Below are 15,482 nucleotides of genomic sequence, written 5' to 3' on the forward strand. Positions count from 1 at the left end.
CTCACCCAATTCAGATTTCATCGGAAGTTCTTGGTTCAGTGGCGGGAATGCCCTTGGATTGACCTGTGCGCTCTCGCCACCATGCCAATAGGGTACTGGCAACGAAGATACTGGAATAAGCACCAGCAACGAATCCAATAATCAAGGCTAAGGCAAAGTTTTTCAGGGTATCGCCGCCAAAGAAGAAGAGAGCAAACAAGGTCAACAGCGTAGTTAAGGTGGTGTTGATTGACCGCGTTAGGGTTTGATTAACTGCATCATCAACAATCTGATTAATATGCAGCTCTGGATTGAGTTTGACAACTTCCCGAATTCGGTCATAAATCACTACGGTATCGTTGACGGAGAAACCGATGATGGTTAACAGCGCCACAACAAATAAGCTATCAACTTCAGTGCCTAGAACCAAACCAAAAATGGCGAAGCTGCCCACGGTAATCAAAACATCGTGAAACAGGGCTGCAAAGGCGAAGAAGGCATAGTCTAGCTGGAACCGAAATGTTAGGTATATAGTGATGCCAGCGAAGGATAGGATGAGTGCCAGGAGTCCAGAGGCAAAAAGTTGTCGTCCGAGGGTAGGGCCAACAGTGTCTATCTGAGTTTTTTGGGGGTCGAAGGCTCGGAGTTCGCTTAAGGCATTTTGCAGCTTGGTGCGTTGTTCAACATCCAGTGCTTTGCTACGAATTGATAAACCATACTGGGTTTCACCGCCAACGTTTTTGGTTAAAACTTGGATGCTGCTGTCTGCCAAACCTTGAGCAGCTAAAACTTCCCGAACTGCGGGAATGTCGATGGGTTGGTTGCAGTTGTCCGGCTTAGAACAGTCGAGTTCAAATTGTAACCGCGTGCCGCCGACAAAATCCAGACTGGGACGTAAGGGCGCACCTATCTGCGTCCAGTTGATTGCCATCGCAATGATGCCCGCGAGCATGAAGACGCCGGAAATTGTCCACCAGAGCGATCGCCTTTTGATTACACTTATTTTCATTGTCCTGCCCCTGCCTGAGATTTTCCAAATGCTTGCAACTTCGGAGCATACAGTTCCGGTTTGCGTAATTGTGGAAATCCTATCGCTGTCATTAGCAGGGTACGACTACAGGTAATCGCTGTAAACATACTCACCAAAACTCCAATAGCCAGAGTGAAGGCAAAACCCTTCACCAAACCTGAACCCAGCCAAAACAAGGCTCCACACGCAATCAAGGTGGTCACGTTACTATCTAAAATGCTGGAAAACGCCCGGTAAAAACCAGACTCTACAGAGCGATATAAACTCTTTCCGGCTCTTAATTCTTCCCGCGTCCGCTCAAAAATCAGGACGTTGGCATCAACTGCCATCCCGATACTGAGAATAAACCCAGCAATTCCCGGTAGGGTTAAAGTGACACCTAATAAAACAAAGGTAGCTAATGTCAACAGCGAGTAGATAACCAAAGCGACATCAGCAATTACGCCTGGTAGCCGATAATAGACACCGATAAAAATCAGTACCAAAGTCAGACCCCCAACACCAGCGTAGATACTGCTTTGGATACTATCTCGTCCCAGCGTTGCTCCTACTGTGCGGTTTTCGATTATTTCTACTGGGAATGGTAGGGAACCGCCTCGCAACTGAAGGGCTAATTCGTTAGCGGTTTCTAAGGTAAAATCGCCGGAAATTTCGGCATTTCCGCCTGTAATTCCAGTTTGGGCATATTTTGGATCAACACCGGGAGCGCTAATCAGCTTATTATCCAGAAAGATGCCCAGCCTGCCGCCATTTTTGGCTACATCTTTGGTTAATTGTGCAAACTTTTCGGCTCCGTCAGGATCAAACCTGATACCTACAGCCCAAATGTCACCATTTGGTGTGGGTTGAGGAAGGGCATTTTTCAGGTTTTTGCCTGACAGCCCGGTGGGTTCAAATGCTTCTCGTTCGAGTTCAGAGATTTGTTGTTGCTTTTGGGCGATCGCTTCTTTATTTTGGGCGATCGCTGTCGCATCTCCTTTCGCCTCCAACTGCTGCTGTTTTAGCAGTAATTCCTGCAACTCGGTTTCTCTGACACCCAGTTGCGTTCCTACTACCAGGTTCTGGCGGCGAAAATCCAGCACCGCTGTACCACCTAGTACCCGTTCTGCCTGTTGCGGGTCGCTCACCCCCGGCAACTGTACCAAAATTTGGTCTTGTCCGACAGTTTGCACCAGGGCTTCCGACACCCCAAGACCGTTAATTCTGCCTTCTACTATCTTCAAAACCGCGTCTAAATCTTCGCGCTTGATTTCCTTGACCTCTTTTGTGGGTTTCACCTGAATTGTCAATTGTGACCCACCCTGGAGGTCTAATCCCAGCCGAATAGGTATTCTGATAACCACGGTGATGGAAGCAATCACCAAAACCAGGATTAGGGCTAATAAGGAACGCTGTCTCTGCATACCACGACTTGCTCAAACAAATGCTATGATAATCCCTTTTGGGCGAATCCAGCAGTTTTGATGGTTAGTCTAGTAGGACAGGCAAGACACCTGTCCTAGACAAATTAAACTTGTAAGGCCATCATCTTCTGCACAGCTTCTACAATTTGCTCTGGTTGCACAATTGTCAGCCGTTCCAGATTTCCGTTGTAAGGTGTCGGGATATCCTGGGAAGAAAGTCGCAGCACTGGTGCATCTAGCTCATCGAATAAGCGATCGCTAATTGATGCTGTCAATTCCGCAGCAATTCCACCAGTTTTCATACATTCTTCAACGATGATTACCCGGTGGGTTTTCCGCACGGAAGCACCAATGGTATCAAAGTCTAAAGGCTTGAGGGAAATCAGGTCAATCACCTCTGGATCGAAACCTTCCTTTTCCAGGTTTTTCACAGCTTGCATGACGTGGTGACGCATCCGCGAATAGGTAATAATTGTTACATCTTTACCTTGTCGCACCACTTCTGCCTTATCCAAAGGCAACACATAGTCTTCCTCTGGCAAATCTTCTTTCAAGTTGTACAGGAGGACGTGTTCAAAGAATAAAACTGGGTTATCGTCGCGGATGGCGGCTTTTAGCAGCCCTTTGGCGTTGTAAGGTGTGGAACAAGCGACAATTTTTAGACCGGGTACTGCCTGAAAATAAGCTTCTAATCGCTGAGAGTGTTCTGCACCCAGCTGACGACCGACACCGCCGGGGCCGCGAATCACCATCGGGATTTTGAAGTTACCGCCGGAGGTATAGCGTAGCATTCCGGCGTTGTTAGAGATTTGGTTGAAGGCGAGGAGCAAAAAGCCCATGTTCATGCCTTCAATAATCGGTCTTAATCCGGTCATAGCGGCACCAACTGCCATCCCTGTGAAGCTGTTTTCAGCAATGGGGGTGTCTAGTACGCGCAGGTCGCCGTATTTTTTGTATAAGTCTTTGGTAACTTTGTAGGAGCCGCCATAGTGACCAACGTCTTCACCGAGAACGAATACAGCTGAATCGCGTGCCATTTCTTCGTCTATGGCTTCGCGGAGGGCGTTGAAGAATAAAGTTTCTGCCATTTCTAGGGTAAGGAGGAGTAAGATTTAGGTTCAGACTAGGATTTTACCGTTTTGGGGCAGTGAATTTTGCAAGCGATCGCACATCACAAGCATTTGCAATCTGGATGCACCAAACACCCCAGTATCCAAGATATAAAACCCGTTTTCTCTCGAAAACGGGTTTTATATTTTTGTTTTATGTGTCTACTTAACTATAGCCACGAAAGATTTAGCGATCGCAACAGCCTAAAGACTACAGTAAGCGAAAAATAAAGGGATAGCGGTAAGCTTGGTCAGTATTGCTCAAACTATGGGTAATTGCAAAAATTGTTAGTCCCCAGTGGAGAAGAAACCCTAAAGGCACCAGGATAAAGCCCAGTAAACCAAGGGTTAGAAAAACTAACACTCCAATAATCGCCCCATACAACCATACATTGAAGTGGAAGTTGATGGCTTCCTTAGCATTTTCTTTCACAACTGGGTCTTCGGATACGAACCAAATCGCAATCGGTAGCCCGATAGACACAACTGCGGTGCTAAAAAAGATTGAGCCATGAGCCAGTGCCGATAGCAACTTCCGCTTGTCTGTGTCGTACATCCTTCCCCCTAATGCAGATAATTCTTTTCTGTTGCCTTGAATGTAACACGCGATCGCCGGGGGTGAGCCGCACTATTAAAGCGGCTTCCCGTACCTAAAAAAGGCTCTCCTGCAAAAGTAAATAAGCACAAGACTTACGCAGTTAATTAGTGAATGCCTGATTCTGTCGTAAGGGCATGGCAATGCCATGCCCTTACAGTGTGTTGACGTGCGTAAGCCCTAACGCACAAATAAATTTTGCTTATTTTTCCCCCAATTACCGATTAGCAATTACCAATTCCCACTTTTTGCTGAATCGGAATCCGGATGACAAATTCCGCCCCTTGAGTTGGTGCGGAAACACACTGCAAGATACCGCCATGCTTTTTCACAATTTGATAGCTGATTGACAACCCCAAACCAGTCCCCTTGCCAACGGGTTTAGTGGTAAAAAATGGGTCAAACAGCCTACGCCGAACCTCTTGGGTCATGCCACAACCATTATCAGCAATCCGAACGACTACCCAATCATTTCCCTGAAGTTCGGTGCTAATCCTAATCTCTGGGATTGGGGATTGGGGATTGGGAATTGGGAATTGGGAATTGGAAGGACTCTTACCCAGTCCCTTGTCCCCAGTCTCCAGTCCCTTGCCTCCAGTCCCCAGTCCCTTGTCCCCAGCCTTCATATCCAGCGCATCAATGGCATTAGTGAGGATATTCAAAAATACCTGATTCAGCTGCCCTGCATAACACTTGACTGGTGGCAGCTTCCCATACTCTTTAATTATTTTAATTTCGGCGTGTCTTCCTCCTTTTTCCCAAGCTAGCGCCTGAGAATGCAGGCGGTTTTGCAGAATTAGCAGCGTGTTGTCAATACCTTCGTGGATATTGACAGCCTTCACCTCTGCCTCATCTAGCCGCGAGAAGTTCCGCAAAGATAAGACAATCTCGCGGATGCGGGTTGCTCCATTCTTCATTGATGACAGAATTTTGGGCAAGTCTTGTGCCAGAAAATCCAAATCGAGTTCTTCACTCAAAGTTTCAATTTCAGCGGATGGTTGGGGATAGTGTTGCTGGTAAAGGCATACCAAAGAAAGCAACTCTTGGGTATACTCGCTGACGTGAGTGAGATTGCCGTAGATAAAGCTTATTGGATTGTTAATTTCGTGAGCCACACCCGCCACTAACTGTCCCAAACTGGACATTTTTTCGCTTTGAATCAGTTGTTCTTGTGTGCGTTGGAGTTCTTGGAGAGTATGTTCCAGCTGCTGGTTCTTTTTTCTCAACTCGGTTTCTGATTGTCGCAGGGCGTTTTCTGCTCGTTTGCGATCGCTAATATCAGCTACGATGGCACCAATAGCCATCGGTTTACCATCCTCTCCGGGTATGGCAAATTGAGAAGCCACCCAATGACACATTACCCCTGGTTGCTCCGCTTTTTCGCTACACCCTTCAACGTTGAGAACCGATTCTCCTGTTGTTAGTATCCGGCGATAAATCGGCTCAATTAGTGGTGCAACATGGGGAATAACTTCACCAATAGGTCTTCCGATAAATCTTTCCACATCCAAGCCACAGATTGTTTCTGCTAACGCCTCGTTGACTTGCAAATACCGCAGTTGGTCATCTAAAATACACATTCCCACAGGTGCGGCGGTGATAAATAAATTTAACAATTGCTCGCGCATTGCTAATTCTTTTTCTAGGATTTTACGCTCGGTAATATCTCGCGCCACAATGATAACCGAGTCTTCCTGAATTGGTGAAATGCTATTGGCAAACCAATATTCATTGTTTCCAATTATCATGCTGTATTCCGTATTCACCGTCTGTCGTTGTTCTAAGGCGCGGCGGATATTGCACAAAAAGGCATCAGCTTCTGCTTTCGGAAAAACTTCGTGTAGGGTTTTGCCTATTAAGTCTCTTGGCGGTTTGTACGATAGTGAGGGATTTGTGGGAGCAATTTTTAGATAGCTACCTTTAGCGTCCATAACTATAATTACATCAGACATTGCCGCAAATAATGCTCTCAGTTCAGCGACTGTAGCTTGCAACTCTTCTTCTGCTAGTTTGCGAGCAGTAATATCTTCGTATGTACCAAGAATTCCGATTACATTACCTTCATCGTTATGTAGCGGGACTTTATTTGTATCTACCCAAGTCTGTGTACCATCAGCTTGAAGTTGGGTTTCGATTATGTGATACTCAGGTGTATCCGTTGTCATTACACGCGCATCGCACTGGCGGAAAAAGTCAGATTCCTCGCGCTTCCAAGCCAATTCGTAGTCTGTAAGCCCAACAATATCCTCTGGATTGTTTAAGCCAGCTGCGAGGGCAAAGTTACGATTACAACCCTGGTAAACTGAGTTTTTATCTTTCCAGAACAAGAACTGCGGAATGTTGTCCATTGCCAGATGGAGCTTTTCCTCGACAAGATAGCGCTTCTCAATTTCCGTTTCCAGTTTGCGATTGGCTTCTTCTAGCTGGGCGGGGCTGGGCAAGGTTAAGATTTTCGGAACCAACGACAACAGCACAATTCCGGTAGCAACGGACACTATAGCCGTTAGTGCTTTCACCAACCCCGAAATCCAATATATCGGGTGCCACAACGTCCATATCTCCAAAAGATGCCCTGTACCACAAGCAACAATAAAGGTGCCAAATAAGATGAAAATCCAGTCGAAGGGCAAATCGCCTCGCTTGCGGACAATTGTCACCAGTAGTAAGGGAATTGAATAATAAGCTAGGGCAATCAAAGAATCTGAGAGGATATTTAGCCCTACTAGCCCTGGTTTCCAGAGGTAGCAGTGTCCGTGAGGAATAAATTGATTTGAAGTAAATATATTTTGTAAAATTTCTAACATAAAATTTTCTTATTTTTGGCGCTTTTACCCAGATAAGAAGAACGAGTATCGAGCCAATGATTGGGGCTGCACGGGTAAATTCATTCTTTATGTAGAGGGCAGATAGGGTCTCTTCAGAAGAATTACCCAATTATCGACCGGAGCCATAGTTATAACAGCTGCTGACGGCTGAAGCTCCTAAAGTGCAGTAATAGGATTCATTTTAATTTTGCTCATTAAAGCAGAGCTGTTAATCCGAAAATATACGGAAAGTAGCGATCGCAATATCCCTGAGAACGTTAAAAATACGGGCAGTTTAGGTGGTTAATGGCACCTACATGATATAGTAAATATATAAAGAGAAACTTTAAGCTTTATAATTATTAGCTTTGATAATTATTATTTTTGCAAAGCCACGAACAAATTATCAGAATGGTAACTGATTCACATCTCCAAGAAACGACAATTAAAGCCGAATTACAACAAGCAGTTGAGCGGCGGCGCAACTTTGCGATTATTTCTCACCCCGACGCGGGTAAAACGACGCTGACTGAAAAGCTTTTGCTGTACGGAGGCGCAATTCACGAGGCGGGAGCAGTCAAGGCGCGACGGGCGCAAAAAAAGGCAACATCTGACTGGATGGAAATGGAGCAACAGCGGGGAATTTCGATTACCTCGACGGTGTTGCAGTTTGAGTACGAAAATTGTCAGATTAACTTGCTGGACACTCCCGGACACCAAGACTTCAGTGAGGATACTTATCGCACTTTGGCAGCAGCAGATAATGCGGTGATGCTGATTGATGCGGCTAAGGGTTTGGAACCGCAGACACGGAAACTGTTTGAAGTGTGTCGGATGCGAAATCTCCCGACTTTTACTTTTGTAAACAAACTCGATAGACCAGGACGCGAACCGTTGGATCTGCTGGATGAAATCGAGCGGGAGTTGGGATTGCAGACTTATGCGGTAAACTGGCCGATTGGGATGGGCGATCGCTTCAAAGGTGTCTACGACCGACGAGAGAAAAAAATTCACCTGTTCGAGCGCAGCGAACACGGCAAGCGCGAAGCCATTGATACGGTTGTAGAATTAGGCGATCCTCGGATTGAAGAACTTTTAGAGCCAGAGCTTTACTACCAACTCAAAGACGATTTAGAACTCATAGAAGGCGTGGGGTCAGAACTTGACTTAGATTTGGTTCACGCTGGCAAAATGACACCCGTATTCTTTGGTAGCGCCATGACCAACTTTGGTGTGGAGCAGTTTTTAAACGCCTTTCTGGATTATGCCTTGAAGCCGGGTTCGCGCAACTCCACCAACGGCGAAATTCCCCCGACTTATCCAGAATTTTCTGGCTTTGTCTTCAAACTCCAGGCGAATATGGACCCGAAGCATCGCGATCGCATTGCCTTTGTGCGCGTCTGTACTGGTAAGTTTGAAAAAGATATGACGGTAAATCATGCCCGTACTGGCAAAGCTGTTCGTCTGTCTCGTCCCCAAAAACTATTTGCCCAAGACAGAGAATCAATTGAAGAAGCGTATCCAGGCGATGTGATTGGTTTGAACAATCCCGGCGTATTTGCGATTGGTGACACAATTTATACTGGTCAGAAGCTGGAATATGAAGGGATTCCCTGCTTCTCGCCGGAAATCTTCGCTTATCTGAAAAATCCTAACCCTTCCAAGTTCAAGCAATTCCACAAAGGCGTTTCCGAACTGCGGGAAGAGGGCGCAGTACAAATTATGTACTCGGCGGATGATGCCAAACGCGACCCAATTCTGGCAGCAGTGGGACAACTGCAATTTGAAGTGGTGCAGTTCCGGATGCAGAATGAGTACAACGTTGAGACTTTGTTGGAATTGTTACCTTATAGTGTGGCGCGTTGGGTTGATGGTGGTTGGGAAGCGTTGCAAAAAGTTGGGCGATTGTTCAACACTGTCACGGTAAAGGATAGTTGGGGTCGTCCGGTGCTGTTATTCCGAAATGAATGGAATTGTCAGCAGGTGCAAGCAGATCACCCAGAGTTGAAGTTGAATGTCGCAGCGCCTGTCGTTGCGGGACAACAACCAGTGGAGTTGTAAGTTAAGGATAGTTGTAACGTTGATTTTGGTTGCCGGTAGGGGCATGGCATTGCCCATCGGTGTCAATTTAAGGCCTGGCGACTGGAAGTCGCGGCTAAACAAACTCAGTCCGCCTACCCTTCGGGAACGCTAAAGCGAACGCGGACTGACGAAATATCAAGGTTCTTTTAACCCGCGCAGGCGGGTTTTGTTTGTGTAGCTGCGACTTCCAGTCGCCAAGCTAACGTTAAGTTGACACCAATGGGCATGGCAATGCCATGCCCTTACAAAATGTCGCAATTTTCTAAGGGTTGTATGAAACCACCCTGCCTCCCTAGAAGTCCAGAGAGATAGAAGAAATGATACAAATGTAGCCAAGATGCTACGGATATAGGAAAGATTTTGGGCGAGGCAAAATCCCAAATTTTGATACTTGAGAGCGGAAGTATGGGTATCTTGGAAGGACGCCGAGTGAAAGAATTTTTATGGCTTCTCTACCTGACCCATCTCTGGACGATGGTCTAACAGCCCTGAAACAGGGAAATTACCAAGATGCGATCGCTCACCTTGAAGGTGTCTGCGAGGTTGATCTCAGTTCAAAGTCAGTCGTCCGCGCTCAGATGGGGCTGGTGGTTGCTTACGAACGCACTGGCAAAATTGAGAAAGCGCGATCGCTTTGTGTCGCCCTCAGTCAAAGCAAATATCCCAAAGTTAAAAGCTGGGCGGAGCCTATCAAAGCTAAGTTGGATCAACGTTATCCTCAAGCGCCCCCAAAATCTGAACCTTCACCGGAAACGGCAGATGTGACTGGGTTTGCCCCTCTCAACGAAACAACGCCAGCGCTAGAACCGCCCCCAAAATCTGAACCTTCACCGGAAACGGCAGATGTGACTGGGTTTGCCCCTCTCAACGAAACAACGCCAGCGCTAGAACCACCACCAGCGTCCGATGTCACGGGGTTTGTCCCTCTCAACGAAACCCCACCCCCACAAACCCGCACGGGGACGGGTTCTAATATTGCTGATGTCCCTTTCCAAACAACTGCAACAGCGACACCAACGGACACATCCCAGCCTGATAAAAAAGACGTAAGTGCGCCTGTACAAAAGGCAGTAAAAGGGAATACACAAGCAGAGTCTCCCCGATCTCCTTCCCGGTCAGATGGGAACGAGAATAAACCACTCTTAGCGGCGGCAATTTCTGAGACATCTGTAACTGATAACACCAGTAAAGATGCGGATGAATTGCCTGTTGAACAGACGCGATCGCCTGCGTCTTTACAATGGAAGCAAGCTGGACGCGCCCAAGGATGGAAAGCTATGAAAGCAGTACAACAAGAACGTTTGTGGTTGCTTCAGGCTGGAGTTGCGATCGCTTTATTTTGGGCGATTTCGCTTTTACTTCAGTTCGTGATGACGGCGACGAACAACTTCTTGCTCAATATTCCCTTTTTGCAACCTATCCAAGCTTTTTACGAACAACCAACCGGGGTTGTAGTAATAGTTTTACTGTTGCTTGCGTGTTTGTCGCCTTGGATACTCGATCTTATACTCAAGCACTTTTATGGCATCCAACCCCTGTCTCTTTCTACGCTGTCTAAATTCAGCCCAGAGGCAGCTAAAATGCTACCGCGCTATTGCGGACAAAAGCGCTTAAAGTTGCCAACTTTAAAGATATTACCTAGTAGCGCTCCAGTTGCACTGACTTATGGAAATTTACCCCAAACTGCCCGCATCGTAGTTAGTCAAGGGTTATTAGATCAACTGGCAGATGAGGAAATTGCCGCCATCTATGCAGGTGAGTTGGGGCATATTGTCCAAAATAGGCTGGTTGGAATTGCGATCGCATTTGGGATGTTTCTAATCGGCGGCTTTTTCTACTTGTTAGGATCGGATTGGGCGTTTAATTGTTGGTGGATTGCCTTAGCGTGTTTGCCGTTGGGAGCGAATTTGGCAGTAATTTCCCTGGTCGTCTTAGTCGCACAGCTTGCTTACATAGTTTATTGGCAAGTAGCGCGTTGGGGGGACAGAACTCAAAGTCCTGTACTAAAAATACCTGCGGCGGTTATTTCGGCTTTGAGTTACGGCTTATTTTGGCTAACTCGCGCTTTAGGTTTGTGGTTGTCGCGATCGCGATTTAATTATAGCGATCGCGTGGCGACAGATATCACTGGCAACCCCAATGGACTTACCCGTGCTTTACTTAAAATTGCCATTGGCATTGCCGCTGATGTCCAACAACATCAATCAACTAGCTGGCTTTTAGAAAGCTTCGACTTACTGATGCCAGTGGGACACCGACAGGCGATCGCTTTGGGTAGTGTCACGCCTCTTACTAGCTTTGAATCAGTTCTGCAATGGGATTGTCTCAACCCGTCTCGTCAGTGGATGACGATTAATAACTCTCATCCTTTAATAGGCGATCGCTTGTACTTAATATCCCTCTACGCCCGTCACTGGAAGCTGGAAACCGAACTAAACTTCACTCAAATACCCTCACTCAAAACCCCAAAAACGAAGCTAAGAACTCCAAACTCCAAACTCCTCTTACAAGGTGCGCCCTTTTTTGGCATCTTGTTCGGTTTAGCCTTGGGATGTTTATTTTGGCTGCTGGGTTGGATTGGTAGTTTCTTCGGAATCCGGCAACTTGTCTGGATGCTGGACGATTACTGGACTATTCTTCTCGGTTGCTTACCGATAGGTTTTGGCCTTGGCACCTTTTTGCGGATTAATGCCTTTTTCCCGGATATCAAACCAGGCAACTTGCAAGATCCCAACCTGCCAAAGCTCTACGCCAGTACCGCCACTCTCCCTGTGGATAGTAAGCCAGTACGTATGCAAGGAAAACTCTTAGGGCGGCGAGGTATGAGCAATTGGCTGGGACAGGATTTAATCTTGCAAACTGACACGGGTTTAATCAAATTACACCCTTGTTCCCAGCTAGGCCCCATTGGCAATCTTTTACCCTCATCTCGTCCCGGCGATCTGGTAAACCTTCCTGTCACCGCCATTGGCTGGTTTCGTCGGGGGGCGACTCCCTGGATCGATTTGGAAACTCTGCGATCGCAAAGCGGTATAACTACTCGCTCTTACCATCCTATCTGGTCAACAATTTTGGCTTGTGCAGCTGCGGCTTGGGGAATTTACATTATTTGGCGCGGCTAGTCAATATCTCAGGTTTTTGTGCATCTAAATTTCCATAAATCTACACTTGGGGAGAGTCGTTGGTTGCCTGCAATCGAGTAAAATAGACGACAACGATTGACAAAAAACAATTAATTGGTCTTATTTTGTAACGAAAAGTTGCGATTTTCCTAGTAAATGTGTTACATTTGTTTACATAGGAAAGTCATTATGCTAGACGCAGCTTCGCTTTTGGAAAGATCGCAAGGGCCGCTTTTCCGTCTTGGCATCAGGTTTTCCTCCTCCCAACACAGCAAGCTTGACCAGCCCACGCGAGTGGCTGGTTTTTTTTTTGCAGATTGGTTGTGTGTAAAATTTGAGTCAAGCGTCAAAGTAGGGACATGGCATTGCCATGTCCTTATAGATGTATCGCACCCAACAAGTCAGACAAAAATGAATCTAATCGGGTTTCTTCTGCGTGCGTCTTGGGTTACAGTAGCGATCGCAGCCTTTACAGGTTCCATCAGTGGAGCTTGTAGTGCTTTCCTCATCGCCTCGATCAACAACGCCCTCAGCAGCAACAACACATCCACAAATCAACTACTCTGGGGTTTTGTGGGATTAGCCATCGTCACCCTTGTAACTAGCTTAATCTCCGGATTTTTGCTGGTTAGTTTATCGCAAGAAGCCGTTTATAAACTGCGACTGCACTTGAGCGGTTTAATTTTATCATGCCCCTTGCGTCACCTAGAAGAACTAGGAGCGAACCGGATTTTAGCAACATTAACAGAAGATATACAAGCAATCTCTATTGCAGTGTTCAACATTCCTTTCCTTTGCATTGACATTGCCATAATTTTCGGGTGCTTAGTTTATTTAGGCTCGCTTTCCTGGGTAGTATTACTAATAACGGTAGTATTTTTAGTTGTCGCCATTGGTAGCGTTCAATTTCTATTATCTAAAGCCGATCGTCTTCTAAAACTTGCTCGTGACGAACAGGATCGGCTATTCAAGCACTTTCGCGCCATCACAGACGGAATTAAAGAACTCAAACTAAACGTTCGTCGCCGCGAAGCCTTCCTCACCGAAGAACTCCAAGTCACTGCTGCATTGTCACGAGATTACAGAGTCACCAGTTTAAGGATTTTAGCGATCGCTTCTAGTTTTGGCGACCTTCTCTTTTTCATCCTTCTTGGCTTATTAGTATTTGGTCTTCCCCAACTTACAACAATTAACACATCCGTTCTATCTGGATATGTCCTCACCCTTACCTTTATAATGCGGCCGATTCAGAGCATCTTACAAATACTACCCGGACTCAGCCAAGCCAGTGTTGCTTTACAAAAGATTGATACTTTAGGCTTATCTTTAGCCAGCCGTTCCGAAAATATTCCCCAAGATCAACCTGACCCGGAGCCATTTTTCAAAAGTGTAGAACTCACCCAAATCAGCCATACTTATCGTAGAGAACAGGAAGAAAGTAATTTTACCCTTGGCCCAATTAGCTTGACTTTTCATCCAGGCGAACTGGTTTTTATTGTTGGCGGTAATGGCAGTGGTAAGTCCACCCTTGCTAAAATTATCGCTGGTTTATATATTCCTGAATCGGGGAAAATTCATCTGAATGGAGAACAAATTACTGATAATAATAGAGAATCTTATCGTCAGCTATTCGCCACAGTATTTTCAGATTTTTATTTATTTGAGCGCATTTTAGGGATTAATATTAACAACCTCGATAGCCAAGCCCAAGAGTATTTAAGACAACTTCAGTTAGAGCATAAAGTCCAGATAAAAAATGGCGTACTTTCCACCACAGAACTTTCCCAAGGACAGCGCAAGCGTCTTGCTCTCCTCACCGCTTACCTGGAAGACCGCCCGATTTACCTATTTGATGAATGGGCATCAGATCAAGACCCTTTCTTTAGGGAAATTTTCTACAAACAACTTTTACCAGAGCTTAAAAGTAAAGGTAAAACCATACTGGTAATTAGCCACGATGATCGCTATTTTCATCTAGCAGATAAAACAATAAAACTAGACTACGGAAAATTAGCGTAGGTTAAGTACCGAAACCCAATTACCAAAAGCATCAGATACGATAAATCGCCTCTGGAACAACTCCTAACTCTTCCATATAAAAATGCTTTTAAATCTCTTGCCTGAAAATTTCTGTATTTATAATAACAACTTAACTTCACGCAAGGCTAACTCCTCTGGCATAACTACCCTCCACGCTAAGGTAGTTCTTAAGAACGAGGTAGCCCAAGAGCAGTTTCTCGAAGATAGATAGCAGAAGAGTTATGTAGGACGCAAATAGAACCGCCAATGGAACCGACACACGGCAATACAAATACAGCACGGGATCTGGTAAAACCGGAAGACAAGAACTCTGATCCAATTACTCAGGTACAACGGGATAGTGTAATTACCTCTGAAGACTTGCCTCCAAAGCCATTTCGGATCAGCATTACCCTAATTAGCCTGCTGCTGCTTTTGCTTTTTGCTGGCTTTTACTTCGGCATCATTAACGTCTAGAACATCAGCAGCAACAATGACCTATTTGGCGTTTCACCTTGTCTTTATCCTGCCACCGCTCCTCCTACTGGCATGGCTTCAGCGCCAACCTCTGGCTGGTATGGGAGGAGTTAGGGCTTGGTTGGGGCTACCGCTAATTGCACTGGTTGCAACAATCTACACCACCCCGTGGGACAACTACCTGGTTTGGCGCGATGTGTGGAACTACGGCGCGGGTCGTGTAATAGGTACGATTGGCTACGTACCCGTGGAAGAATATTTATTCTTCATCCTTCAGCCACTCCTGACGGGTCTTTGGTTCTATTGGGTGTTTCCTCGCACCACCGAACCGGTAAAGCAGGAGGATTCTGCTTGGCTGCGAGCATCTGGCATCGTTTTCTGGCTCGTTCTCAGCATTGCTGGAGCTTTCATGTTGCAGTCGGATAAGACTGTGTACATGGGGCTAATTTTAGCTTGGGCAGGCCCCGTACTGGCGCTACAGTGGGGAGTTGGAGCAAAGCAACTCTGGGCGAGAAAAGACGCTTGGCTGATTGGCACTCTGATCCCTACAGTTTACCTGTGGATAGCCGACCGCATCGCCATCGGACAGGGCATTTGGAGCATTTCTGAGACCTATAGCATTGGATTTAAGCCGTTTGGGTTGCCGATTGAGGAGGCGACGTTCTTTTTAATCACGAACCTGCTAGTGGTGCAAGGACTTTTACTGTTTCTATTGGTGGGGAATATGCGATCGCTCTTACCACTCATCTCTTTCCCTATTCTTAATAATGGGCGACCAGAACTTCCAAAAGCTCTTGCTCAGGTAGAGCCTAACGATACGGTTTGAGATGGTTGCCTCTATTTTCCACATCACCTTTTGGGA

At 46.2% G+C, this 15,482-nt stretch carries 10 protein-coding genes; 5 read left to right on the forward strand and 5 right to left on the reverse strand.

Annotated features, from left to right (window positions below):
* Positions 1-10 precede the first annotated feature (10 nt).
* From secF to H6F74_RS19835, 5 genes are all read right to left on the reverse strand, one after another.
* Positions 11-988 (reverse strand): protein translocase subunit SecF, encoded by a 978-nt coding sequence (gene secF, locus H6F74_RS19815; RefSeq protein WP_190443910.1) that lies wholly within the window; start codon positions 986-988, stop codon positions 11-13.
* Positions 985-2,412, reverse strand: a complete 1,428-nt coding sequence (secD, locus tag H6F74_RS19820) for a protein translocase subunit SecD (protein WP_190443911.1) — start codon at positions 2,410-2,412, stop codon at positions 985-987. The genes secF and secD overlap by 4 nt, the downstream gene beginning before the upstream one ends.
* Before the next feature lie 104 nt (positions 2,413-2,516).
* Positions 2,517-3,500 carry an alpha-ketoacid dehydrogenase subunit beta gene (locus tag H6F74_RS19825; RefSeq protein WP_190443912.1) on the reverse strand — a complete coding sequence of 328 codons (984 nt, stop codon included), beginning with the start codon at positions 3,498-3,500 and terminating at the stop codon, positions 2,517-2,519.
* A 232-nt stretch (positions 3,501-3,732) separates the two neighbouring features.
* Positions 3,733-4,077, reverse strand: a complete 345-nt coding sequence (locus H6F74_RS19830; protein ID WP_190443913.1) for a DUF4870 domain-containing protein — start codon at positions 4,075-4,077, stop codon at positions 3,733-3,735.
* Positions 4,078-4,340: 263 nt separating this feature from the next.
* On the reverse strand, positions 4,341-6,920 hold the full coding sequence (locus H6F74_RS19835) for a PAS domain-containing protein (RefSeq protein WP_190443914.1): 2,580 nt from the start codon (positions 6,918-6,920) through the stop codon (positions 4,341-4,343).
* Between the two features lie 411 nt (positions 6,921-7,331).
* Here H6F74_RS19835 and H6F74_RS19840 point away from each other — a divergent pair, with 411 nt between their 5' ends.
* The 5 genes from H6F74_RS19840 to H6F74_RS19860 all read left to right on the forward strand — a co-directional run bounded on the left by H6F74_RS19840 (position 7,332) and on the right by H6F74_RS19860 (position 15,446).
* The gene (locus H6F74_RS19840) at positions 7,332-8,981 is read left to right on the forward strand and encodes a peptide chain release factor 3 (RefSeq protein ID WP_190443915.1); all 1,650 of its coding nucleotides are present in this window, start codon (positions 7,332-7,334) and stop codon (positions 8,979-8,981) included.
* A 464-nt stretch (positions 8,982-9,445) separates the two neighbouring features.
* Positions 9,446-12,124 (forward strand): zinc metalloprotease HtpX, encoded by a 2,679-nt coding sequence (locus H6F74_RS19845; RefSeq protein ID WP_190443916.1) that lies wholly within the window; start codon positions 9,446-9,448, stop codon positions 12,122-12,124.
* A gap of 411 nt (positions 12,125-12,535) precedes the next feature.
* Positions 12,536-14,143 carry a cyclic peptide export ABC transporter gene (locus H6F74_RS19850; RefSeq protein ID WP_190444102.1) on the forward strand — a complete coding sequence of 536 codons (1,608 nt, stop codon included), beginning with the start codon at positions 12,536-12,538 and terminating at the stop codon, positions 14,141-14,143.
* 267 nt (positions 14,144-14,410) lie between these two features.
* Positions 14,411-14,620 (forward strand): hypothetical protein, encoded by a 210-nt coding sequence (locus H6F74_RS19855; RefSeq protein ID WP_190443917.1) that lies wholly within the window; start codon positions 14,411-14,413, stop codon positions 14,618-14,620.
* Positions 14,621-14,636: 16 nt separating this feature from the next.
* Positions 14,637-15,446 (forward strand): lycopene cyclase domain-containing protein, encoded by an 810-nt coding sequence (locus H6F74_RS19860; protein WP_190443918.1) that lies wholly within the window; start codon positions 14,637-14,639, stop codon positions 15,444-15,446.
* The last annotated feature ends 36 nt before the right edge of the window (positions 15,447-15,482 follow it).

This window comes from Trichocoleus sp. FACHB-90 (assembly GCF_014695505.1).
In the GTDB taxonomy this organism is placed as follows: Bacteria; Cyanobacteriota; Cyanobacteriia; order Cyanobacteriales; family FACHB-T130; genus Funiculus; species Funiculus sociatus.

What these genes read in the sequence shown, in the direction of transcription:
- secF (WP_190443910.1), bottom strand. Translation starts at nt 988, where the DNA reads ATGAAAATAAGTGTAATCAAAAGGCGATCGCTCTGGTGGACAATTTCC.
- secD (WP_190443911.1), bottom strand. Translation starts at nt 2,412, where the DNA reads ATGCAGAGACAGCGTTCCTTATTAGCCCTAATCCTGGTTTTGGTGATT.
- H6F74_RS19825 (WP_190443912.1), bottom strand. Translation starts at nt 3,500, where the DNA reads ATGGCAGAAACTTTATTCTTCAACGCCCTCCGCGAAGCCATAGACGAA.
- H6F74_RS19830 (WP_190443913.1), bottom strand. Translation starts at nt 4,077, where the DNA reads ATGTACGACACAGACAAGCGGAAGTTGCTATCGGCACTGGCTCATGGC.
- H6F74_RS19835 (WP_190443914.1), bottom strand. Translation starts at nt 6,920, where the DNA reads ATGTTAGAAATTTTACAAAATATATTTACTTCAAATCAATTTATTCCT.
- H6F74_RS19840 (WP_190443915.1), top strand. Translation starts at nt 7,332, where the DNA reads ATGGTAACTGATTCACATCTCCAAGAAACGACAATTAAAGCCGAATTA.
- H6F74_RS19845 (WP_190443916.1), top strand. Translation starts at nt 9,446, where the DNA reads ATGGCTTCTCTACCTGACCCATCTCTGGACGATGGTCTAACAGCCCTG.
- H6F74_RS19850 (WP_190444102.1), top strand. Translation starts at nt 12,536, where the DNA reads ATGAATCTAATCGGGTTTCTTCTGCGTGCGTCTTGGGTTACAGTAGCG.
- H6F74_RS19855 (WP_190443917.1), top strand. Translation starts at nt 14,411, where the DNA reads ATGGAACCGACACACGGCAATACAAATACAGCACGGGATCTGGTAAAA.
- H6F74_RS19860 (WP_190443918.1), top strand. Translation starts at nt 14,637, where the DNA reads ATGACCTATTTGGCGTTTCACCTTGTCTTTATCCTGCCACCGCTCCTC.